At 63.4% G+C, this 21,678-nt stretch carries 23 protein-coding genes; 10 read left to right on the top strand and 13 right to left on the bottom strand.

Annotated features, from left to right (window positions below):
- Nucleotides 1-17: 17 nt before the first annotated feature.
- From JHL16_RS05035 to mtnA, 3 genes are all read right to left on the bottom strand, one after another.
- A complete protein-coding gene (locus tag JHL16_RS05035) occupies nucleotides 18-1,145 on the bottom strand; it encodes an ABC transporter substrate-binding protein (protein WP_200183797.1) in 1,128 nt (375 codons plus the stop codon).
- A 104-nt stretch (nucleotides 1,146-1,249) separates the two neighbouring features.
- The gene (locus JHL16_RS05030) at nucleotides 1,250-3,061 is read right to left on the bottom strand and encodes a hydantoinase B/oxoprolinase family protein (protein ID WP_200183796.1); all 1,812 of its coding nucleotides are present in this window, start codon (nucleotides 3,059-3,061) and stop codon (nucleotides 1,250-1,252) included.
- Between the two features lie 268 nt (nucleotides 3,062-3,329).
- Nucleotides 3,330-4,424, bottom strand: a complete 1,095-nt coding sequence (gene mtnA, locus JHL16_RS05025; RefSeq protein ID WP_200183795.1) for an S-methyl-5-thioribose-1-phosphate isomerase — start codon at nucleotides 4,422-4,424, stop codon at nucleotides 3,330-3,332.
- Nucleotides 4,425-4,569: 145 nt separating this feature from the next.
- Between mtnA and JHL16_RS05020 the strand changes: the two genes are divergently transcribed.
- Genes JHL16_RS05020 through JHL16_RS05000 form a run of 5 tightly spaced genes read left to right on the top strand, consistent with a single transcriptional unit; the run spans nucleotide 4,570 to nucleotide 8,306 of the window.
- Nucleotides 4,570-5,061 carry an Lrp/AsnC family transcriptional regulator gene (locus JHL16_RS05020; RefSeq protein WP_200183794.1) on the top strand — a complete coding sequence of 164 codons (492 nt, stop codon included), beginning with the start codon at nucleotides 4,570-4,572 and terminating at the stop codon, nucleotides 5,059-5,061.
- 18 nt (nucleotides 5,062-5,079) lie between these two features.
- Entirely contained in the window at nucleotides 5,080-5,931 is an 852-nt protein-coding gene (locus JHL16_RS05015; protein ID WP_200183793.1) for a transporter substrate-binding domain-containing protein, read from the top strand.
- Nucleotides 5,932-5,991: 60 nt separating this feature from the next.
- A complete protein-coding gene (locus JHL16_RS05010; RefSeq protein WP_200183792.1) occupies nucleotides 5,992-6,651 on the top strand; it encodes an amino acid ABC transporter permease in 660 nt (219 codons plus the stop codon).
- Nucleotides 6,648-7,346, top strand: a complete 699-nt coding sequence (locus JHL16_RS05005) for an amino acid ABC transporter permease (RefSeq protein ID WP_200183791.1) — start codon at nucleotides 6,648-6,650, stop codon at nucleotides 7,344-7,346. Before JHL16_RS05010 ends, JHL16_RS05005 begins: the two co-directional genes overlap by 4 nt.
- A gap of 57 nt (nucleotides 7,347-7,403) precedes the next feature.
- Nucleotides 7,404-8,306 carry an agmatinase gene (locus JHL16_RS05000; protein ID WP_246770862.1) on the top strand — a complete coding sequence of 301 codons (903 nt, stop codon included), beginning with the start codon at nucleotides 7,404-7,406 and terminating at the stop codon, nucleotides 8,304-8,306.
- Nucleotides 8,307-8,486: 180 nt separating this feature from the next.
- Here the strand turns inward: JHL16_RS05000 and JHL16_RS04995 are convergent, their stop codons facing one another.
- Entirely contained in the window at nucleotides 8,487-9,155 is a 669-nt protein-coding gene (locus tag JHL16_RS04995; RefSeq protein WP_200183790.1) for a glutathione S-transferase family protein, read from the bottom strand.
- A 183-nt stretch (nucleotides 9,156-9,338) separates the two neighbouring features.
- Entirely contained in the window at nucleotides 9,339-9,953 is a 615-nt protein-coding gene (gstA, locus tag JHL16_RS04990) for a glutathione transferase GstA (protein ID WP_200183789.1), read from the bottom strand.
- A gap of 106 nt (nucleotides 9,954-10,059) precedes the next feature.
- Between gstA and JHL16_RS04985 the strand changes: the two genes are divergently transcribed.
- From JHL16_RS04985 to JHL16_RS04975, 3 genes are all read left to right on the top strand, one after another.
- Nucleotides 10,060-10,527 carry a MarR family winged helix-turn-helix transcriptional regulator gene (locus JHL16_RS04985; RefSeq protein WP_200183788.1) on the top strand — a complete coding sequence of 156 codons (468 nt, stop codon included), beginning with the start codon at nucleotides 10,060-10,062 and terminating at the stop codon, nucleotides 10,525-10,527.
- A 482-nt stretch (nucleotides 10,528-11,009) separates the two neighbouring features.
- Nucleotides 11,010-12,143 (top strand): type III PLP-dependent enzyme, encoded by a 1,134-nt coding sequence (locus tag JHL16_RS04980; RefSeq protein ID WP_200183787.1) that lies wholly within the window; start codon nucleotides 11,010-11,012, stop codon nucleotides 12,141-12,143.
- Between the two features lie 78 nt (nucleotides 12,144-12,221).
- Nucleotides 12,222-12,764 carry a GNAT family N-acetyltransferase gene (locus JHL16_RS04975; protein WP_200183786.1) on the top strand — a complete coding sequence of 181 codons (543 nt, stop codon included), beginning with the start codon at nucleotides 12,222-12,224 and terminating at the stop codon, nucleotides 12,762-12,764.
- Nucleotides 12,765-12,820: 56 nt separating this feature from the next.
- Here the strand turns inward: JHL16_RS04975 and JHL16_RS04970 are convergent, their stop codons facing one another.
- The 4 genes from JHL16_RS04970 to JHL16_RS04955 are packed head-to-tail and all read right to left on the bottom strand — an operon-like array spanning nucleotide 12,821 to nucleotide 14,885.
- The gene (locus JHL16_RS04970) at nucleotides 12,821-13,294 is read right to left on the bottom strand and encodes a GNAT family N-acetyltransferase (protein WP_200183785.1); all 474 of its coding nucleotides are present in this window, start codon (nucleotides 13,292-13,294) and stop codon (nucleotides 12,821-12,823) included.
- Nucleotides 13,291-14,322: a histone deacetylase family protein gene (locus JHL16_RS04965; protein ID WP_200183784.1), complete on the bottom strand. Its 1,032-nt coding sequence runs from the start codon at nucleotides 14,320-14,322 to the stop codon at nucleotides 13,291-13,293. The genes JHL16_RS04970 and JHL16_RS04965 overlap by 4 nt, the downstream gene beginning before the upstream one ends.
- A gap of 15 nt (nucleotides 14,323-14,337) precedes the next feature.
- Nucleotides 14,338-14,631, bottom strand: coding sequence for a type II toxin-antitoxin system RelE/ParE family toxin (locus JHL16_RS04960; RefSeq protein ID WP_200183783.1), 294 nt, complete (start codon nucleotides 14,629-14,631; stop codon nucleotides 14,338-14,340).
- Complete coding sequence (locus JHL16_RS04955; RefSeq protein ID WP_200183782.1) at nucleotides 14,631-14,885, bottom strand: type II toxin-antitoxin system ParD family antitoxin; 255 nt, start codon at nucleotides 14,883-14,885, stop codon at nucleotides 14,631-14,633. Before JHL16_RS04955 ends, JHL16_RS04960 begins: the two co-directional genes overlap by 1 nt.
- 62 nt (nucleotides 14,886-14,947) lie before the next feature.
- On the opposite strand from JHL16_RS04955, the gene JHL16_RS04950 reads away from it, so the two are divergent.
- On the top strand, nucleotides 14,948-16,288 hold the full coding sequence (locus tag JHL16_RS04950; RefSeq protein WP_200183781.1) for an aspartate aminotransferase family protein: 1,341 nt from the start codon (nucleotides 14,948-14,950) through the stop codon (nucleotides 16,286-16,288).
- A 1-nt stretch (nucleotide 16,289) separates the two neighbouring features.
- On the opposite strand, the gene JHL16_RS04945 is transcribed toward JHL16_RS04950, so the two are convergent.
- Together JHL16_RS04945 and epmA are read right to left on the bottom strand one after the other, a co-directional pair.
- Nucleotides 16,290-17,102: a DUF2066 domain-containing protein gene (locus tag JHL16_RS04945; RefSeq protein WP_200183780.1), complete on the bottom strand. Its 813-nt coding sequence runs from the start codon at nucleotides 17,100-17,102 to the stop codon at nucleotides 16,290-16,292.
- 9 nt (nucleotides 17,103-17,111) lie between these two features.
- Nucleotides 17,112-18,086 (bottom strand): EF-P lysine aminoacylase EpmA, encoded by a 975-nt coding sequence (gene epmA / locus JHL16_RS04940; protein WP_200184941.1) that lies wholly within the window; start codon nucleotides 18,084-18,086, stop codon nucleotides 17,112-17,114.
- A gap of 154 nt (nucleotides 18,087-18,240) precedes the next feature.
- On the opposite strand from epmA, the gene efp reads away from it, so the two are divergent.
- Nucleotides 18,241-18,813, top strand: a complete 573-nt coding sequence (gene efp / locus JHL16_RS04935; RefSeq protein ID WP_348647172.1) for an elongation factor P — start codon at nucleotides 18,241-18,243, stop codon at nucleotides 18,811-18,813.
- A 48-nt stretch (nucleotides 18,814-18,861) separates the two neighbouring features.
- Here efp and JHL16_RS04930 read toward each other — a convergent pair whose 3' ends face one another.
- Together JHL16_RS04930 and JHL16_RS04925 are read right to left on the bottom strand one after the other, a co-directional pair.
- The gene (locus tag JHL16_RS04930) at nucleotides 18,862-20,373 is read right to left on the bottom strand and encodes an HAL/PAL/TAL family ammonia-lyase (protein ID WP_200183779.1); all 1,512 of its coding nucleotides are present in this window, start codon (nucleotides 20,371-20,373) and stop codon (nucleotides 18,862-18,864) included.
- Nucleotides 20,374-20,432: 59 nt separating this feature from the next.
- Nucleotides 20,433-21,668, bottom strand: a complete 1,236-nt coding sequence (locus tag JHL16_RS04925) for a CapA family protein (protein ID WP_200184940.1) — start codon at nucleotides 21,666-21,668, stop codon at nucleotides 20,433-20,435.
- Nucleotides 21,669-21,678 lie beyond the last annotated feature (10 nt).

Here is a 21,678-nt window from a genome sequence, read left to right as displayed (position 1 = left end):
CACTCGCCGCAGATGGCTTATTTCGGCATCTGCTTCGCCTTGACGATGCCGACGACATTGCCGGTCTTGCCGCCCTTGACCTCGAGCAGGATCAGGTCACGCTGCATGTTGATATGGCTATCCTTGGTGAAGGTCGTCGGGCCGGCGAGCAGCGGCTCGTCGACAAAGACTTCCAGCTTCTCGCGCACCTTGCCCGCTTCGAGCGTTCCGGCCTGTTCGACCGCCTTGGCCCAGCCCTGGATGACGCTGTAGCCGGTGAGCGCATGCGAGGTGACCGGCCGCTGGCCGAATTTCTTCTCGAACTTGCTCATGAAGTCGACGACGGCCGGCCGCGTGTCGTTGCCGAAGACCGAGCCATAGGTCACGAAGTAGAAGTCGCTGAGATTGGGAACGGCATCGAGCCAGTAATCGCCGTCCCAGGATTCGGAGGCAAGGATAGGCTGGTTGATGCCGGCAGCGCGCAGCTGGCGCAGGGCGCTCGCTCCGCCCGGCGGGAAGGAGGCGAGCACGATGAAGTCGGGCTGCTTCGGCAGTGCCTTGATGCGCGTGATCTGGCTGGCGATCTGCGGGTCCTCGCCGCCGAACGTGTCCTTGCCGGCCAGTCCCTCGGGGCCGGCAAGCTCGACCCAGCGGCGGGTGAAGAAGTCGGCGAAGCTGGCATCGAAGGCGATGGTGGTGTCGAGCAGCAGATAGCCGCTGCGCCAGCCCATCTTGTCGTAGGCCCATTCGGTGATCGCCACCGCCTGGCCGGGAGCACCCGTCGCCATGGTGAAGGCGTTCGGACCGATGCCCGAGGGGCCGAATTTCGGATCGCCGGCGCAGGTCGAGAAGGCGATCAGGCCGGCGCCGTCGGCGACCGACGCGGCGGCGCTGCCATAGTCGTAGTCGCAGGTCACCACGACCATGTTGGCGCCCTTGTCGATGACGTCCTGCGCCGCCGTTGCGCCATAGGCGATGTCGGACTTGGTGTCGGAATAGATGATCTTGAGCGGCCGCCCGAGCAGTCCGCCCTTGGCGTTGATCTCCTCGGCAGCGATCTCCATAGCCTTGGCGGGCCCGTCGTCATAGGGCGCGATAATGCCGCTCTGGGCGATCGCCGCGCCGATCACGATCGGCTCCTCGGCCCGGGCCACGCCGGTGGCCATGAGGCTCGCGGCAGCGAACAATCCTGCGGCTAAGCGTTGTAATCGATGTCCTTCCATTTTTCTTCCCCTGTTTTGTTTTCGTTTTATGTCGTTCGCGCCGTCCGCTATCCGCCAGCGGCGGCGCGCAGACTTGAAGTCGCCTCGGCATCGACCTCGTAATCGACGCCGTTGCTGTTCAGCCGCACCGAAACACCGAAGACATCGCGTGCCGCGGCAACGCTCAGCCATTTGCGGTTGACGTCCTCGGCGACCCGTTCCGGGTCACGCCGGCGCGGCGAGCCATAGCCGCCGCCGGCGCAGGAGCGGTAGCCAACGGCCTCGCCGTCGGCGATCGTGCCGCTGAAGAAATCGGCGAGCCGCTCGACCGTGCCGGTCCTGGCGCGCCGCCATGTGCCGCAGGACGCGCCGGCCGCACCGCCGAGCACGCCCTTGGCCGGAAATGTTCCACCGTCGCCGCAGACATAGAGCGTCATGTCGCCGGTGAGCGAGCGGTAGAAACCGCGTACCGCCGGCGCGCCGTTCCATTGGCCGAAGCCCATGCTGTCCTCGCAGATGCGCCGCTCCTCGACGAGAACCGGATAGGTCGCCTCATCGACCTCGACGGAGTCGGTCACCATGATGCCGTTGCCGACCGAGCATTCATAAGTCAGCCAGCCGTCATGACCGTGATTGGCCGGGCCACCCGACAGCGCCAGCATCAGTTGGGTGATATATTCGACATGCTCGGCGCGCCTTCTGTCGACGCCCGAAATGACGCCAAGCGCCGCCGAGAAATTGCCGCCGCCCTCGGCCATGCCATAGGGCTCGCCCATTTCGGAGAAAGCGCATTGCACCGCATTGGCGAGGCGTTCATTGACATTGCTCGTGGCGCAGGAGGTGCCGGTCGGATGCTTGGGGCGACCGACCACGCAGCCGTCGCGCAAGAGCGGCACGATGCGGCTTGAGCTGCCCTCATTATGCGGCACGCTCGCTTCCAGATTGTAATAGACGCCGATGCGGCAGGAGGCGACCGCGCAGGCTTCCGACAAATTGAGGCCGCCCGGCACGCAATCCTGATTGTCGCGCACATCGACGGTCACCAGGCCCTTCTTGGGATCAACGGTGACCTTGGCCTTGATCGGTACGCCCTCGTCCGCGACGCCGGCCACGGGATCGTGCCGCACTTCATAAACATAAGTGCCGGCAGGCAGGCGCTTGATGGCGGCAATGGCGCGGCGCTCGCCATAATCCATCCAGGCCTCGATGAAATCGCGGATCGTGGCGACGCCATATCGGGCGACGAGCTCCTTCAGGCGGCGCTCGCCGATGCGGCAGGCGCCGACCTGGGCGCGATAGTCGCCATGCCAGATGTTGCTGACCCTGATCTTCTGGAAGCCGATGCGCAGCAGGTCCTGCTTGTCCTTGAAATTCTCCTGGATGCGGACGCAAGGAAAGTGGACGCCTTCCTGGTAGATGGAAGCGGCGAAAGGCAGATAGGTGGAGGGCTCCGGCGCTCCGATATCGGCGTGATGCGAGCGCGACAGCGTCCAGAAGAGCGGCGTTCCCTCGAAGAACACCGGTACCGACAAAGTCAGATCGGCATGGTGGGTGACGCCGTAGAACGGGCTGTTGTTCAGGAAGGCGTCGCCTTCCTTGATGTCGTCGAACAGCTCCGTGATGGGCTTGGTGGTGAGCTCGAGTGCATTCACGTGGATCGGCAAGGCCTCCTCGACCGAGACCAGCCGGTGGTCATAGGTCAGGATTCCACAGGACATGTCGCGCGCATTCTTGATGACGCTGGACCGGCTCGCCTTCATCACCGTGTTCGTCATCTCGCGGATAATCGACTCGAACCGGCTGGACAGCACCGCAAGCAGGATCGGGTCGAATTGCGCCCGCCGCTTGGGTTTGCGTGAAGGTTTGGCCGAACGCGCCATAGGGAGCTTCTCCTCGATCAGACTGAGGCATTACGGGCAGCAGCCATCAGCCTCGTCCGCAGCGAAAACAGACTGTAAAATGAATATGAAGTCAATATCAATTTTTGAGCGAAGATTTCGAGCACAACCGCGGCCAGACATCCGCGCAGGCCCTTACGGCCTTCGGTAATTCATTGATTTATTTGAGCTTCATCCGCTCCGAGGCGATATTCGAGTTCCAACCTCCCTCCCTGCTCTGCTCAAGAGCTGCCGTAGGACGACAGGTGAATCATGCCCGCTCAGGAAACGCCCGGGCGATGGCGGCCTTCTCCGCCTTCACCACGCCGCGCTCGGTGATGAGACCGGTGACATATTTCGCCGGAGTGACGTCGAAGGCGTAATTGGCGACGGGCGATCCCGGCGCCACGACATCCACCGTCTCGATGCGGCCATCCTTGGTGATGCCGGTGAGCTTCGTCACCTCATCGCCGGAACGCTGCTCGATCGGGATCTGCTTGAGGCCATCATCGATGGTGAAGTCGATGGTCGGCGACGGCAGCGCCACATAGAAGGGCACGCCATTGTCATGGGCGGCGAGCGCCTTGAGATAGGTGCCGATCTTGTTGCACACATCGCCCGAGGCGGTGGTGCGGTCGGTGCCGACGATGCACAGATCGACCAGGCCATGCTGCATCAGATGACCGCCGGTATTGTCGGGGATGACCGTGTGCTTCACGCCGTGATGGCCGAGCTCCCAGGCGGTCAATGAAGCGCCCTGATTGCGCGGTCGCGTCTCGTCGACCCAGACATGGATCGGGATGCCGCCGTCATGCGCCATATAGATGGGCGCCGTCGCGGTGCCCCAGTCGACAGTGGCGAGCCAACCGGCATTGCAGTGGGTCAGCACATTGACGGGCTCGCCGGGCTTCTTCTTGGCGGCGATCGCCTTGATGAGCTCAAGACCGTTGCGGCCAATCGCCTGGTTGATCGCGACGTCCTCCTCGCAGATCTCGGCGGCGCGATCATAAGCGCGCTTAGCCCGTTCAGCCGGCGGAAAATTGCGCAGCGCCTTCATCATCTCATCGAGCGCCCATTTGAGATTGATGGCGGTGGGCCGCGTCGCGTGGAGACGCTCATAAGCGGCGGTAAGCGCTTCGTCGGACGGATCGATGCGGGCCTGGAGCGCCATGCCGTATGCCGCGGTGGCGCCGATCAAAGGCGCGCCGCGGACCAGCATGTCCTTGATGGCACGGGCGGCATCGTCCATCGCGCGCAAGGTGACCGTCTCGAAACGGTGCGGGAATTTGGTCTGATCGATGATCTCCACCGACCAGCGGTCCTTGTTCAGCCAGATGGTCCGATAGGGCTTTCCGTCAACTTTCATGGCGTCCTTCCGAATTTGCGCTGGACCCTGCGCGAGCGCCGTCCGGCTGTCAATTACGCCCCGACGGAAAGACTCGACACATTCAGATTCCGATGATAAATCGTCAATTTATAGTCGTATCCGTCCATTTATTGCGAGATTTTTGATGATTTCCGCCACATTCGAAGACTTCGATGACACCGAGCGCGCCATCGCCGAACGCCTGCGCGTCGACGGCCGGATGTCGACGGTGCAGATGGCGAATGAAATTGGCGTCGCAGAAGCGACGGTCAGGCGGAAGCTGCAGAATCTGCTGAGCGACAAGTCGATCCATGTGCAGCTGGTCAGCGATCCGATGCGCGGCTCGGGCGTCACCGCCCTCGTCGGCTTCGTCGTCGAGATCACGCAGACCGACGAAGTGGCGAAGAAGCTGACGACCTATGACTTCGTCGAAAGCGTCTATGTCATGACCGGCCCCTATCACCTCATTGCCGAGGTCCGGGCGCCCTCGACCGATCATCTGTTCAGGTTCCTGATGGACGATCTCAAGCCGGTTGCGGGCATCAAGAACACCGAAAGCTACATCGTCGGCCGTGTCTACAAGCATCACGGACGGGTGACCGATGTCGCGCGTCCGAATGTGAAATCCGAAAAATAGAAAACAGGGAGTACTTGCATGTCGAAATTCAACATCACGCGCCGTGGCTTCGCGCTCGGCGGCACAGCCGCCCTGCTCGCCGCCCATGTCGGTGCCGCGAAAGCCGCGGGGCTTCTCGAGGAGATCAAGAAGCGCGGCAAGGTCGTCGTCGCCACCGAAGCGGCCTTCGAGCCCTTCGAGTTCGTGCTCGACGGCAAGATCGTCGGCTACAACATGGATATCCTCGCGGTCGTGATCGAGGCGCTGGGCGTCCAGATGGAGCAGCTCAATCTGCCCTATCAAGGCATCCTGCCCGGCCTCCTCGCCAAGAAGTTCGACTTCGTCGCCACCTCGAACGGCATCAATGAGGAGCGCATCAAGAAATACGCCTATACGCGCCCGACCGGCTCCTATGAGACGGTCATCGTGGTGCGCCATGACGACGAGCGGGTGAAGACCCTCGACGATCTCAACGGCCTCGTGGTGGCGAGCCAGCTCGCCTCGTCGGTGCAGCCGATCCTCGAAGCGCATAATGCCGAGCTCAAGGCCAAGGGCGGCGCCGGCTATGCCGAGCTCAAGCTCTTCACCGCCTTTCCCGAAGTCCATATCGCGCTCGCCTCGGGCCAGGTCGATGCGATCGCCATCGCCTCGCCGTCGGCCGCCGTCCTCATGAAGAACGTGCCCGATACCTACAAGGTCGCCACCCAGATCGGCCAATCCGACTATCTGTGCTGGCTGACGCGCCCGGAGGATGTCGATCTGCGCGACTTCATCAACGCCCGGATCGACGAGCTCAATGACTCGGGCAAGCTGAAGGAACTGCAGATGAAGTGGTTCGGCTTCGAGATGAAGACGCCGAAGGACGGCTATCTGCCCGCCGGCGCGTTCTAAGCACCCTCAATTGTTCTTGAGAGTCCGGGCTTCGCGGCCCGGACTCGCCCCCGCACGACCATGCTCAATTTCAGCAAAACCCTGGCGCAATTCGACCAGTTCCTGTGGGGAGCCGGCGTCACCATTGTCGTGTCGCTGCTGGGCGCGCTGTTCGGCATGGTGGTGGGCCTCGCCCTGGTCTTCCTGCGTGACGCGAAATGGCGACCGCTGCGCTGGCTCGCCCATCTTTATATCAGCTTCGTGCGTGGCACGCCGCTGCTCGTCCAGATCTTCCTCGTCTATTACGCGTTTCCCGGCCTCACCGGCATCGACCTGGCGCCCTTCACCGCCGGCGTCCTGGCGCTCAGCCTCAATAGCGGCGCCTTCGCCTCGGAGATTTTTCGCGCCGGCCTGTCGCAGATCCCGCATGGCCAGTATGAAGCGGCCGATGCCTTGGGCCTGCCCCGCTTCATCACCTGGCCGAAGATCATCCTGCCGCAGGTCTTCCGCGTCGTCCTGCCGCCGCTCGTCAACGAATTCACGCTGCTGGTGAAAGCCTCGACGCTCTTGTCGGTCATCACCGTCGTCGACCTGACGCGCACGGCGCAGAACATCATGAACACCACCTATCGCCCGGTCGAAGCCTTCCTGATGGCGGCAGCCTTCTATTTCGTCATCCTCTTCGCCCTGAGCTCGCTGACCCGCGTCCTCGAGAAACGCAACCAGGAGCAGCGGCGATGAGCTTCGACATCAATGTCATCCTCGACAACTGGCATTATTTCGCGATCGGCCTCGGCAAGACGATCCTGATCTGCTGCATCTCGCTGCCGATCGGCTTTGCGCTCGGGGCGCTCCTGGCGCTCATCCGGCTCCGCGGCGGGCGGGTCCTCAATGGAATTGCGCTCGCTTATATCGAGATCATCCGTAACATCCCCTTCCTGGTGCAGGTCTTCCTGCTGTTCTTCGCGCTGCCCTTCGCCGGCATCAGGCTGTCGCCGATGACCGCCGGCATCATCGCGCTCTCCTCCTACGCGGCGGCCTATTTCTCCGAGATCGTCCGGGGTGGCATCGTCTCGATCGCGAAGGGACAGGGAGAGGCGGCGCGCGCGTTGGGCCTCACCTATACGCAGACTTTCTGGAAGGTGCTCTTTCCGCAGATCGTCGGTTATGTGCTGCCCGCCAGCACCAATCTCACCATCACGCTGATCAAGGAATCGGCGGCCTTGTCGATCATCACCGTCGGCGAGCTCACCTATATGGCGCAGGACGTGATCGGCCGCACCTATGCGCCGGCCGAGGTCTTCGCGCTCTTGGCTCTTCTCTATTGGGGCCTCACCGCCTTCCTCGCGGCACTGGCGTCGCGCCTCGAGACATATCTGCAGCCTTATCGCGGCCTCACCAGGTCAGCGAGCCCGCAACCTGCCCGTCCACAATAACAGGAGACAATGATGACACGACCGACCGTTCCGCCCCGGGGCGTCTATACGACCTTCATGAACTTCCCCTATGCGGCCGATCTCGACAAGCTCGACGCGCATTTCGCCATCATCGGCATGCCCTATGGCGACCCCTATGCGATGGACGAGACGATCAACGACCAGACCAATGCGCCGACCGCGGTGCGCCGCGCCTCGTCGCGTATCAGCCTCGGCCTTGAGCGCTGGGACTTCGATATCGGCGGCACCCTCTTCGACGGCAAGGACATCAAGGTGGTGGATGTCGGCGACGTACCGGGCGATCCGCGCGATCTCGGCAAGCATTACAAGCTCGCCGAGGAAGCGGTCCGCAAGATCCTGAAGGCCGGCGCCATGCCGATCTCGATCGGCGGCGATCACGGCATTCCGATCCCGATCTTCCGGGCGCTCGACGGCGAAGGCCCGATCACCCTCATCCATCTCGACGCCCATCTCGACTGGCGCGATGAGGTGAATGGCGCGCGGGAAGGTTATTCGAGCACGATCAGGCGCGCTTCCGAGATGAAACATGTCGACAAGATCTACCAGATCGGCATTCGCGGCCAGGGCAGTGCGCGCACCGAGGAAGTCGAGGCGGCGCGCAAATATGGCGCCAATATCATTACCGTCTATGAGCTGCACAAGCGCGGCATGGATGCGATCCTGGCGCAGATTCCGGATGGCGGGCGCTATTATCTCTCGATCGATGCCGACGGCCTCGACCCGTCCGTGATGCCGGCCGTCAACGGCCCGCAGCCGGGCGGCGTCACCTATGCCGAGACGATCGACCTGATCAAGGGACTGACCCGCAAGGGCAAGCTCGTCGGCATGGATCTCGTCGAGATCACGCCGTCGCGCGATGTGAACGAGATTACCTCGATCACCGCCGGGCACATCATTCTCAATGTGATCGGCGCCGCGGTGCGCGCTTATATCAAGTAGCTATCCCTCACCCTGAGGTGCCCGGCGCAGCCGGGCCTCGAAGGGTATGGCTCAGCTTCTACCCTCTATCCTGAGGGATGCTTCGAGGCTCGCTTCGCTCGCACCTCAGCATGAGGGAGTTGAGGGAGTTTACGAGACTGAACGGCCGCCATCCCACGATGGCGGCCGTTTTTCGTGGGATCACGCGGCCTGGAGAAGAAGCCCCGCCATATGGGACGGGCGCTTGGCGATGAAGTCTTTGAGCCGTGCCGGATAGTCGGGCTTTACCGCCGAAGCGACCGACGGCCGCTCGCGCAGCGTCTTGCGCCAGCGGGCGATCTTCGGCTTGGCCGTCAGGATGCCGAAATCCTCAATCGCATCGAAGACGTCGAAATAACGGAAGACCGGACCATAGGCGGCATCGACAAGATGGAATGCCGCGCCGTCGAACCACGGATCGGCCTTGATGCGCGTTTCCAGGCGCTCGAAGCGCTGGGTGAGATCCTGGCGCTTCTTCTCGAAGGCCTCCGCGGTCGTCGCCGTGTAGAACTCCCAGATGTCGGAGAGGAGAACGCCGGCGAATTCGATCCAGGCGCGGTGATCGGCGCGCTTGATGGCGTCGGCCGGGTGCAACGCCGGCGCGACCGTGTCTTCGAGGAACTCGGCAATCACCGCCGATTCGAAGATCACATCGTCGCCGACTTTCAGCACCGGCACCTTGCCCAAAGGCGAAATGGCCAGGAACCAGTCCGGTTTCTGGGCGAGATCGATATCGATGCGCTCGAAATCGACGCCCTTCTCCTTCAGGGCGATCACGGCGCGCTGCACATAAGGGCAGAGCACATGGCTGATGAGAGTGAGCTTCTTCATAGCGGCCTCACGATGTTGGGATGAGATGCAGTTCTCCCTCCCCCTTGCGGGGAGGGATGGCCCGAAGGGCCAGGGTGAGGGTCGGGTGGTGCATCAATGATTCACCACCCAACCCTCATCGGCTCACCCGGCCAAGGCCGGGTGAGCCACCTTCCCCGCAAGGGGGAAGGATGACTGATAGACTTACGCCGCGACGAGGCCTTCGGCCTTGAGCGCCGCCTGGACCTTCGGACGGGCCGCGACGCGGTCCATATAGGCCTTGAGGTTCGGGAAGCTGTTCAGGTTCATGCCGAGGAAGTTCACCCAGTTGACGATGGTGAAGGCATAGGCGTCGGCGGCGGAGAAATCCTTGCCGAGCAGATACGCGTTGCCCTTGAGATGGGCGTCGAGCTCGGCGAAGCGCTTGTCGAGCTTCGCCTTGACCGCGGTCTTGGTCTCGGCCGGCGTGTCCTTGTACCAGAGCCAGGAGAAGTTCTTGTGCAGCTCGGTGGCGACGAAAGCCAGCCACTGCTGGGCGCGGTAACGCTCGGGCGTGCCTGCCTTCGGCATCAGGCCCGCTTCCGGCTTCTGGTCGGCGATATACTGCACTACGATATTGGCTTCGGTCAGAACCGGCTCGCCTGCCTTGATCTGGATGGCCGGCACATAGCCGCGCGGATTGACGTCATAATAGTTGGAGCCGTCGGCGAGCGTGTGGCTGCCAAGATCCACTTTCTCGAGCTCGAGCGGAACACCCGCCTCGGACGCGACGATATGGGGAGCGAGCGAGCACGCACCGGGCGAGTAGTAAAGCTTCATGATAGTCTCCTTCAGGACTCAGTTTCATGCAACTGCATTGACATTAATGCAGTTACATCTATATGTCAAGCTTGATGCAGATGCATGAATCTTTAGGATAGCGGCGATGGCCGAGGAAAAGCGAATCGAGAGGGTTCAGCATGTCTGGGTGCGGCTCATCCGCGCCCATGACAATGTTGTGCGCAAAGTGGAGGCGGCGGTGAAGGCGAAGGGCCTGCCGCCGATCGAATGGTACGACGTCCTCCTGGAACTGTCGCGCGAGGGCGGCCGCAAGCTCCGCCCCGTTGAGCTCGAGAAGGAACTTCTCGTCGCCCAGTACAACCTCTCCCGCCTTCTCGACCGGATGGAAGCCGCCGGCCTCGTCGAGCGACTCACCTGCCCCGGCGACGGCCGCGGCCAGATGATCCAGGCGACGCCCGAGGGCCGCGCCATGCAGAAGCGGATATGGCCCTCCTATCGCGAAGCGCTCGAAGAGCATGTGGCGCCCGACCTTTCGGAAAAGGATCTCGAGCAGCTGGCCAAGCTCTTGGGCGCCATTGGCGGGCATTTGCGCCCCGGCGGCTGCGGGAATTAAAAATCCATAAAGAAGCCCTTGATGCCCCAGGCAAATTTTTGGGGTGCAGCGCAAAATTTTTCTTGAATGCGACGGCAGAATCCATCATATGCCGATTTGCCCAAAGTCGCACGTGCCTGTGGGCGTCCCCCGGATCCTCAAGAAGGTCTCCGGGATGGTACATACGGACATGATCCGTATGCGGTCTTCGGACCGCGGACGCCTTGAAGCAACGACGGTGCGGGCTTTTTTGGTCTCGTGTCTGGCTGGTCCAACAGTCGGCGTTACTGAAGAGGCACCACTTTCCTTGCCCCAAGTGCGGATGGGATACTCCCTCCAAGCCAAGGCAGACAAACCGCGGTGAATGCGAGGCGCGATGAGCGCCCGGACAATCATCGCACTCGACGGCCCGACAGGCGGCCGGCCCGTTCCCGTCTCCATCGCGGGGCGTGCGCCTTGCCATCTCGAGAGCCATCCACTGCGCCCTGACGGGAGTTACGCCTATGGCTACGCAACGCATGATCGACTTTCTCGCCGACCGACGACCGGAAGGCCCCTGCCTCGTCGTCGACCTCGAGGTCATCCGTGACAATTATCTCCGCTTCGCCCGCGCGATGCCGGCCACCCGCATCTTCTATGCGGTGAAGGCCAATCCGGCGCCCGAAGTCCTTTCGCTCTTGGCCAACCTCGGCTCGTGCTTCGACACGGCCTCGGTGCCCGAGATCGAAATGGCGCTCACCGCCGGCGCCACGCCCGACCGCATCTCCTTCGGCAACACGATCAAGAAGGAGCGTGACGTCGCGCGCGCCCATCAGCTCGGCGTGTCGCTCTATGCCGTCGATTCCATCGAGGAAGTCGAGAAGGTGGCGCGCGCCGCTCCTGGCTCCCGCGTGTTCTGCCGCATCCTGACCGATGGCGCCGGCGCCGACTGGCCGCTGTCGCGCAAATTCGGCTGCTCGCCCGCCATGGCGCTCGACGTGCTGACGCTTGCCCATAAGCTCGGCCTCCGTGCTTATGGCGTCTCCTTCCATGTCGGCTCGCAGCAGACGAAGACCGACGGCTGGGATTCGGCGTTGGCGCAGTCGGCCGATATCTTCCGCACGCTCTCCGATCGCGGCATCACACTGTCGATGGTCAATCTCGGCGGCGGCTTCCCGACCCGTTACCTCAAAGAGGTTCCGGGTGTGCCGGCCTATGCCCAGGGCATCGAGCAGGCGCTCGCCAAGCATTTCGGCAATGCCATCCCGGAAACGATCATCGAGCCAGGCCGCGGCATGGTCGGCAATGCCGGCGTGATCAAGGCGGAAGTCGTGCTGGTGTCTAAGAAGCACGTCGAGGACAAGGCCCGCTGGGTCTATCTCGACATCGGCAAGTTCGGCGGCCTCGCCGAGACGATGGAGGAAGCGATCCGCTATCCGATCCTCTCGGCGCGCGACGACGACCAGGTGGGTCCCTGCATCATCGCCGGGCCGACCTGCGACAGCGCCGACGTGCTCTATGAAAAGACGCCCTATGAGCTGCCGCTTTCGCTCACCGTCGGTGACGAGGTGCTGATCGACAATACGGGCGCCTATACGACGACCTATTCGGCGATCGCGTTCAACGGCTTCCCGCCGCTGGCGACCTACATCATCTAACCCATCCACTCATCTATCCCGAGATGCCCGCCCTAGGCTTCGGCTTGGGGCGGCGTCAGAGGTGTCATGGAGGCCACAATGGTCACCATCACGCCCGAAGTCGCGGCCGATTTCCCGGCCCGCGAAGCCCTGCTCGACCGCGCTTTCGGCAAAGCCGAACGCCGGCGCAAGACATCCGAAAGGCTGCGCGAGAACCGCGTGCCGGCGGAAGGTCTCGCTTTTGCCGCACGCAACCGCCGGGGCCGCCTCGTCGGCACGCTGCGCCTGTGGGACATCACCGCGGGATCGGCCGGTCCGGCTCTGCTGCTCGGCCCGCTCGCCGTCGATAGCGCCTATCAGAAGCGCGGCATCGGCGGAAAGCTGATGCGCCATGCGCTCGCGCAAGCGCATAAGCTCGGCCACCGGGTCGTGCTGCTCGTCGGCGATGCGCCCTATTACGGCCGCTTCGGCTTCTCACGCGACGCGGTCGTAGGGCTCAGCCTGCCGGGACCGGTCGATCCCGACCGCTTCCTCGGCCTAGAGCTCGAAGCGGGCGCGCTCGAGGGCTCGAAAGGCGTCATCGCGGCCAGCGGCCGGATGATTCCGCTGCCGGCGGAAGAAGCTGCGCGCCAGACGGCGTAAGCGGCGCATTCACATCTATGTCGTCACCCCGGCTTTCGCCGGGGTGAAGGGACAACTTAATCTCGGTCTTCCAGAAGCGCCGTCATCTTCTCGTCCTCGAGAATGAACAGGCGATCCTCGTCGTGACGGCCGAAGCCGAGGCGCTCATAGAAACGCGCGGCGCCGTCATTGGTGTGATAGACCTCGAGCTTGATGAAACGGGCCCCCTTGGCGCGGCCGCGACGTGCCGCGGCGCGCAGGAGTTTGAGCCCGATGCCGCGATTGCGGGCGCGGCCGTCGATGAAGAGATCGACCACATAAAGCCCCCTTGCATCGCGCCAGGTCGAATAGGTGAGAAGCGTCAGGCAGGCGCCGAGCATGCCTTCCCGGTCCTCGGCAATGGTGACGTCGATCAGGTCGCGGTTGCCGATCAGGCTTTGCGGCGTAAGCTTCGGTATGACGCCCGTCGCGGTGTCGCGCGCCAGGCCTTGGACCATCGCCACGACGGCCGGCGCATCAGCATCGGCCATCGGCCGGATCGTCACGGTCATGATCGCAATCCCTCCAGCAGCGCCACCAGACTGGCGCCGAGACTCGGTGAGGGATAGCCGCCCTCCTGCACCACCAGCAACGGCAGCTTCAGGTCGGCGATGTCGCCTCCGATTGTGGTGAAATCGTCGGTCGCGATGGCGAAGCCCTTGAACGGATCATCGACCGCGATGTCGAGGCCGGCGGCAACGACCAGTATCTCGGGTGCGAAATCGCCGACGCGCCGCAAAGCCTTCGCCAATGCGCAGCGATAGTCGTCGATCGCGGTGCCGCGCGGCAGCGGCAGATTGAGATTGTAGCCTTCGCCCGCCCCCCTCCCGGTCTCCTCGGCATAACCCCAGAAGAAGGGGTAGAAGCGCTTCGGATCGGCGTGGATCGAGACGGTGAGTATGTCGGCACGATCATAGAAGATCGCCTCGGTGCCGTTGCCATGGTGCACGTCGATATCGAGGATGGCGACACGCTTCCCGGCCCGGTGCAGGATCTCGGCGGCGAGCGCCGAATTGTTGATGTAGCAGAAGCCCGCCGCGACATCGGACGCCGCATGATGGCCGGGCGGCCGGCACAGTGCGTAAACGAAACGCTCACCCTGGAGCATCAGCCGGGCGGCATGGGCGGCAGTGGCGGCGCTGGCGCGGGCGGCGTCCCAGGTCTTGTCCATGAAAGGACAGGAACCGTCTCCGACGTGATAGCCGACTTGCCCCACGACCGAGTCGGGATAACCGACCGGCGCCAGGCTCGAGCGGCCCAGCGCATGGATATTGGGGGCGGGATATTCCGCTGCGTCCGGCTGGCGATGCCAGCGCTCCCACAGCGTATCCATGAAAGCGAGGTAGCGTGCATCATGGACGAGCGACAATGTCTCGTTGCCGATTGGCTTCGGCGCGACGAGCCTGCCGCCGGCACGCCGTACCCCTTCGAGCAGCATATCGATGCGCTCGGGCCGTTCCGGCATGGGCTGGCTCTTGCCGGCGACGAGAAAGCTCGACGGATTGTGCAGACGCTGCATGTCGTCAAAGACGGTGATCATGATTTGCCAGATAAACTAGGAGACATCGCCCGACCAATCCTCGTGTCCGTGCCGCACACGGATAACGAGAATATCGCCGCCCTCCTCGATCCGGTAAACAACAAGATGAGCTTTGAAGGGATGGATACGCACGGGTGGGGAAATCTCGAGGCGCTCACGCGCCATGCGGGGATTGGCGGCAATCAGACTGAAGATCGTGAACAGGTCATCATGATATTGCCTGGCTTGTGCGGTTCCGAACAGGCGCACGCCTTCCTCGGCAATATCGACAATATCCTCCTCCGCCGCGAGAGAAAGAACAAAGCCCATCAGGCATTGCCGCGCTGCGTTCCGACTCGCTTCAGCGCCTTCGCGAAGAGATCGTCCTTCGACCGCTTGCCGACGCCGCTTTTCAATCCGTCATCGACAAGGCGCTGCATGGCGGCGATCTTGCTGGTGCGTTCCTGGTCCTTTCGGATCAGATCACGCACATAATCGCTGGCATTGGCGTAACGCCCTGTTTTCGTTTGTGCTTCCACCCAGTCTTTCATAAGATCAGGCAGGGATACATTCATAGTCGCCATGTAAGTCTCCACAGGACCAGCATGGCATAAATTGGCAAAGATTGTCAAAAGAGACACTCCGCATGACCAAGCAGCCGCTTCCGCAGAGCATCACCACCGCCGGCGCCAACCTGCCTAAGGCCAAATGGGCCAAGGGCTCCTATATCCATGCCGCCGACGGCAAGGTCTATATCGATGGATCGAGTGGACCGGCGGTCTATTGCATCGGGCATGGCAATGAAGAGGTGAATGCGGCGATCGCCGACCAGCTGTCGCGCATCGCCCATGGCTATCGCTATAATTTCACCACCGATGCGCTGGAAGAGCTGACCGAGATCGTCGCGCGCAATTGCGGCGGCAGCCTCAAGCACATGGTGTTCGTCACCGGCGGCTCGGAAGCGGTCGAGAGCTGCCTGAAGCTCGCGCTCCAGTATCACGCCGCCAAGGGCGAGATGAGCCGGCGGCGCTTCATCGCCCGCGAGCGCTCCTGGCACGGCAATACGATTGGCGCTTTGTCGGTGTCGGGTTTCCTCGAAAGGCGAGCCGCGTTCGAAGGGGCGCTGGTGCCCGCCTCGCTGCTGTCGCCCGCCAATGTCTATCGCCCGCCTGCCGGTGCGATGCCTGAGACCACGGCGGAGGCCTGTGCGAAGGAGCTCGAGGACGAGATCCAGCGCGTCGGCGCAAAGAATGTCGCCGCCTTCATCTTCGAGCCGGTGGTCGGCGCCGCCGGCGGCTGCGTGCCGGCTCCTCCAGGTTATGCCAAACGCGTGCGTGAGATCTGCGACCGGCATGGCATCCTGCTGATCGCCGATGAAGTCATGTCGGGCGCCGGACGCTGCGGCCCGTGGCGGGCGCTCGCCCATGACGGCGTCGAGGCCGACATCATGTCGGTCGCCAAGGGCCTCGCCGCCGGCTATCTGCCGCTCGGCGCCGCCGTCTATTCGCAGAAGATCGCCGATACTTTCGCGCCCGTCCATGGCGGGCCGCAGACCGGCCACACTTTCACCGGCCACACCGCCTGCTGCGCCGCCGGCGTCGCGGTGCAGAAGATCGTCACCCGCGAAAAGCTGGTCGAGCGGGTGATCGAATGGGGACCGAAGCTCGTCCAGATGATGCGCGATGCCACCTCCGACATCGAAGCGGTGGGCGACATCCGCGGCCGCGGCTTCTTCCAGGCGCTCGAACTCGTCAAGGATCGCAAGACCAAGACGCCGTTCCCGGCCGAGCTCAAGCTCTACCTGCGCATCCGCCAGCAAGCCCTTGAAAACGGACTCATTTGTTATCCGGTCGGCGGCAATGTCGATGGCGTCGCGGGTGACTGCGTCATTCTCGCGCCGCCCTATAATGCGAGCCCGGATGAACTCGGCGAGATCGTCGACAAGATGGCGAAGTCGATCCGCCAGGTGCTGGCGGGGTTGCGGTAGTTCAAGGCGTCCCACTCCCCGATAGGATCAACGCCGCGCCGCGGAGCGCATCGCGGAAGGCATCGTCGAAATTGACGTCCTTGATTTTCCACTTATGGACCGTCTTGCCGTCGAAGAGATGCCATTCGGCGGCCCAGCCGAGCGTGCCTTTGTTCCAGACGAGCCGGCCCGACAGAGCGAGATCGGCGCCCATGCGTTTTGCCGACTGCGCAAGCTTCGCTGGCTCAGCCGATGAGAGGGCATCGGCCGTAAGTCCCGCCGCGGCGAGGTCGGACTCGCTCGGCAGCATGACCGGCATACCGACTTTCCACGAAGCGTCGACGAGCGAGTCGCGCTGATCACGGCCGAAGGTAGCGTCATTCGCCAGCGCATAGACATTCGACGCGTTGTCGACGACGAGGAACAGAGCGAGACGCGGCCGCTCAGCGGTCCAGGGCTTGCTGCCGAGTGCGGCAAGGGCGGCGTCGATCCGTTTCGGATCGAAGGTGATGGTCAGGTAATAAGGCCGATCACGGGTGCCCTGCTCGTCATGGATCTGTCTTCCGGCGAGACGGTCGCGAAAGGCGTATTCGGTCACGAGCAAGGTGCCGCCGGCGGCGATTTTCTCAGCGCGCGGATCGTGCAGAAGCCGGGCGTCACCCGAAGCTTTCGCAAGTACATCGAGAAGACAGACGGGCACGGCGGGAAGCCGGGTTTCGTCGCGAATGCCGGTGACCAGGGTACGGCCGCGATAGAGATCGCTCTCCGCGCTTTGGGCCCATGCGGCACCATTCAGACTGAGAATGAAGAGCAGCATGATGCCTATAGCGCGCATTAACGTCTCCTAGCTGAAGGGTGTCCAGATGACTTGATCGATACGGGTGGCGCCGGTCGCCAGCATCACCAGGCGGTCCAGCCCGAGCGCCACGCCCGAGGCCTCCGGCATATGCTCCAGGGCCTGAAGGAAGGCCTCATCGATCGGATAGCGCTCGCCATAGAGCCTCTGCTTCAGCGTCATATCGGCCTCGAAGCGGCGGCGCTGCTCGACCGGATCGGTCAGCTCGCCGAAGCCATTGGCGAGTTCCACCCCCGCCGCATACAGCTCGAAGCGCTCGGCGATACGCGGGTCGCGCGGGCTGACCCGCGCCAGGGCCGCCTCGACGGCGGGATATTCGAAGAGCACGGTCGGCCGGCCCTGCCCCAGATGCGGCTCGACCCGTTCGACCAGGATGCGGCTGAAGATGTCGGACCAGGAGTCGTCGGCCGCAAAGCTCACCCCTTGCGCCCGGGCCTGGACGGCGAGCGCCTCACGGTCGGCCCCGCGCGCGCTCAAGGTCGCAAGCAGGTCGATGCCGGCGTAGCGCAGGTAGGCGTCGGCGACGCTCAGATAGTCGGCTTCCCCCATGGGATCGGCGACCTTGCCGCGCCAGGTGAGCTTGTTCCCCGTTTCACCCGCCGCGAGCTTCAGCATCTCGACGGTATCGGCGATGATCCGCTCATAGGGCTCGCCTACCCGATACCATTCGAGCATGGTGAATTCCGGCGCATGGAGCGGGGTGCGCTCGCGGTTGCGGAAGCAATGGACCATGCTGAAAATGCGTTTCTCACCGGCGGCGAGCAGCTTCTTGCAGGCAAATTCCGGCGAGGTGTGGAGGTAACGGGCCTCGCTGGACCCGTCCGGATTGATCAAGGATGCCGTAAAGGCATGGAGATGGGTTTCATTGCCGGGCGAGACCTGAAGCGCCCCGCAATCGACCTCGATGAAGCCCTGCTCGGCGAACCAGGCCCGGATGCGCGCCAGGATGCGGCCCCGGGCCATCAGGAAGGGCCGGCGGTCGGCATGGATATCGGCACGCCACCAGGGCGGATCAAGGCTCAAAAGGGGAACTCCGGCAGGGCTTGGCTTCTGGCATGGCGGCTGCTAATACCCGCCCAACAAAATCCATCAATAGCTTTATTTATAGAGAGTTTTCGTGGCCAAGATCATCGCAAGCGCCGTGCGTAAAGGCAATGTCATCGAACATGAGGACGGGAAGCTCTATGTCGTCCTGAAGGCCGAGAGCTTCCACCCCGGCAAGGGCACCCCCACGACCTCGATCGACATGCGCCGCATCTCGGACGGCGTCAAAACCGTGGTGCGCTACAAGACCACCGACCAGATGGAACGGGCTTTCGTCGAGACCCTGGCGTTCAATTATCTCTACCAGGACGGCGACCAGTATGTGTTCATGAATCCGGAGAATTTCGAGCAGATCCACCTGCCGGCCGACCTCATCGGTGATGGGGCCGCCTATCTCCAGGAAAACATGGAATGCATGATCGCGCTGTTCAACGGCGTGCCGATCACCATCGAACTGCCGCAGCGCGTGACGCTCGAGATCGTCGACACCGAGCCGGTCATCAAGAACCAGACCGCCGCCTCCTCGTTCAAGCCGGCAATGCTTTCCAACGGCGTGCGCACCGCGGTGCCGCCCCATATCGCCACCGGCACCCGCGTGGTGATCGCGACCGAAGACGGCTCCTACGTCGAGCGCGCCAAGGACTGAGTCTCGCTCAGCTTTGAATTCGGGAAGGCCGCCTGATGGGCGGCCTTTTCATTTGAGAAGGGCGCGGCGGACCGCGGCGATGGCTTTCCCGTCGCGCAGGAGATCCGACACTTTCTCGATGTCCTCCGCCGTGCCGCGGTCGTCGTCGAGCGGGGCGACGACGCTGCGCACCAGATCATGCAGCGCCGTGGCCACCGGGGCAACGCGCGAGCGTGGGCGCATCTCGAGCGCCTGCGCCGAGACGATCATCTCGCAAGCAAGAACCTGGCGCAGATAGTCGAGCTGCTGCACGGCCCGGCGCACACTCACCGGGGTAAAGGGCGCCTGGTCCTCCACGCTGTCGAAGGTGTTGTCGTCATTGGAGACCGGCGCGGAGAAGTAGCGGACCTCGCGGCTCAGCGTATGCGCGGTCATGCCGATGAGGCCTAAGCCCACCCGTGTCGTTCCGTGACGGGAGAAACGCCCGGCGAGGCCCGAAAGCTCCTCCTGCATCATCCGCACCGTGCGCTCCGATGAGAGCGTCGATACTTGCGCCAGGGCGAGCCGCAGCGCATCGAAGGAGATCGCCAGGCCGGGCGTGTGGAAATTGCCGGTCGACAGGATCGTGTCGTCAGCGGTGATGATGAGCGGGTTGTCGGCGGCGCTGTTCAGTTCCACCTCGATATGCGGCCGGACGAAATCGATCGTTGCCCGCACGGCGCCATGCACCTGCGTCCCGCAGCGCAGGCTGAGCGGGTCCTGCACGCGGCGCGGTGCGTCGGGCTCGAAGAGTTGCGAGCCGTTCAGCATTTTGCGCAGCGACTCGGCAGCCGCCTGCTGTCCCGGCGCGGCGCGCGCCGCCGCGACGCGGGGATCGAAAGGACTGGGATTGCCGCGGAAGGCCTCGAAGGACAAAGCCAGCACCGCATCCGCGGTCTCGATGAGATCGATGACGTCGGAGAGGACGAGCGCGCCGAGGCCGACACTGATCGCGTTGGCGCTGCAGAGCGCCAGCCCTTCCTTCTCGACGAGATCGACGACCGGAATGCCGGCCCGGCGCATCGCTTCACCGCCGGCGAGGATCTCGCCTTGATATTCGGCGCGACCTTCCCCCATCAGCGGCAAGGCCATATTGGCGCAGAGCACGAGATCCGAGGCGCCGACCGAGCCCACTTGCGGGACGAGCGGATGCACCCCTTTGGCGAGCATGGCGAGCTGCGTGTCGATGATGATCGGCCGGACACCGGCGCCCGCCTGCGCCAGACCCGCGGCACGGGAGAACAAGGCGGCACGTACGGTAGTGGAGTCAAAATACCCGCCGCCGCCCGCGGCCCTGCCCCGCACCACCGCCGCGCTGTAGCTCGCTCTCTCGGCGGCGCTGATCTCCATGGTGACACGGCCGCCCAGCCCACGCGTTACCCCATAGACGGGGCGATCCTCGCGCGACCAGCGCTCGATCATGTCCCGCGCGCTGTCGAGCCGCCCTCGTGCCGGCACGCCGAGCGCGACGGGGGTGTTGGATCTGGCCACGGCGACCACGTCAGCGATGGTGAGTTGATCCTGCCCAAGGACGATCGTCATCTGGTTCTCCCGAATCTCAGGCCAGATTCCGATATCCGTGACCGGCAAGCAAGGACTGCCTATATCGAGATGATCCCCCGATCCCCCACAACCCGCAGACTGGTGCCATGGTTCGCGGAGCGCTCGGCCAGGTCCTCGATCATGCTGCGGGCGAGAGCGGCTGACGCGGGCAGCGGAACGAGACGCTCGTGATAATTACGTTCCTGCAATCCCTGCTCCCCGCCCAGGACGACCGGCACGAGGTCGATCGAGCATATCTGCCCCTTGTCGCCGAAAGAACACGTCGCCACCACGCTTTTCCAGACATCCGGAGATGCCCAATCGTCCTCGCCTTCGGGCAGATGGAACAGGAAGTTCCCGAGCCCGAAGAAGATCGGCGCGCCACGATAGATTTCGACCGGCTGCAGCACCGGCGCGCCGTGACTGACGAATACATTCGCGCCCGCATCGACGCAGCATCGCGCAAAGAGCTGAACCCACTGGGGAACATCGCGCCAGCTGGGCTCCCAGTGGTGGTGGTGAAGATAGGCGATGACGAAGGCCCCGTCCGATGCGGCCTTGCGGATGGTATCGAGCTGCCCCTGCAAGCTCGCCTGGTCGATGACGATCCGGCGGCAGTTCGCGGGCGACCTTCGAAAGATCGTTCCGTAGAAGTCGATCTCGTCAGGTGATGTCAATTCGAGCGGATCATCCGGCTGGCCGTAATTGGCGCGTTCCATCGGGTTGCTCTGGAACGTCTCCTGGATCGAAACGAGATTCGCGAAATTTCCATCATCGACCTCGAACACACGAGACACGTCGAGCTTGTTCACTCCCGGCCGCGCCGGCCTCGTCTTCGTCGCATTGTCGGCGTACATAATCGCCGGTCCGGGGCCCGCATCCATCGCGACAAGCGCGACTTTGCGGTTATTGATCTTCTTCACTCCCGCCCGGCGCGCGCCGGCGGCATCGACCCCGGTGCCGGCATGGAGAAAGTCGCGATGGGCCACTTCCTCGAGCGTGGACAACACACCGGAGGGACCAAGATCGAAGGCGTGGTTGTTGGAAAGCGCCAGGGCGTCGAAGCCGATATCCTTCAAGCAATCCAGCACAGCCACCGGCGAGCAACCAAAAGCCGATCCCTTCAACGGCCAGCCGCCGTGCCGGCCAAGAATGGTCGTCTCGAGATTGGTGAAGGCGACATCGGCCTTCCGGGTCAGCTCCTTGACGGCGGCAAAACCATGATCGGTGACGTGGCGTACATCATGCAGAATGAGCGACTGCCCGGTTACAGCGAGAGTGAAAGGCGAAGACATGCTAAGAAGC

This window comes from Taklimakanibacter albus (genome assembly GCF_016595235.1).
GTDB lineage: Bacteria > Pseudomonadota > Alphaproteobacteria > Rhizobiales > Aestuariivirgaceae > Taklimakanibacter > Taklimakanibacter albus.
Note: the sequence above shows the minus strand (reverse complement) of the source record. Positions and strands in the feature narration are given on the sequence as shown.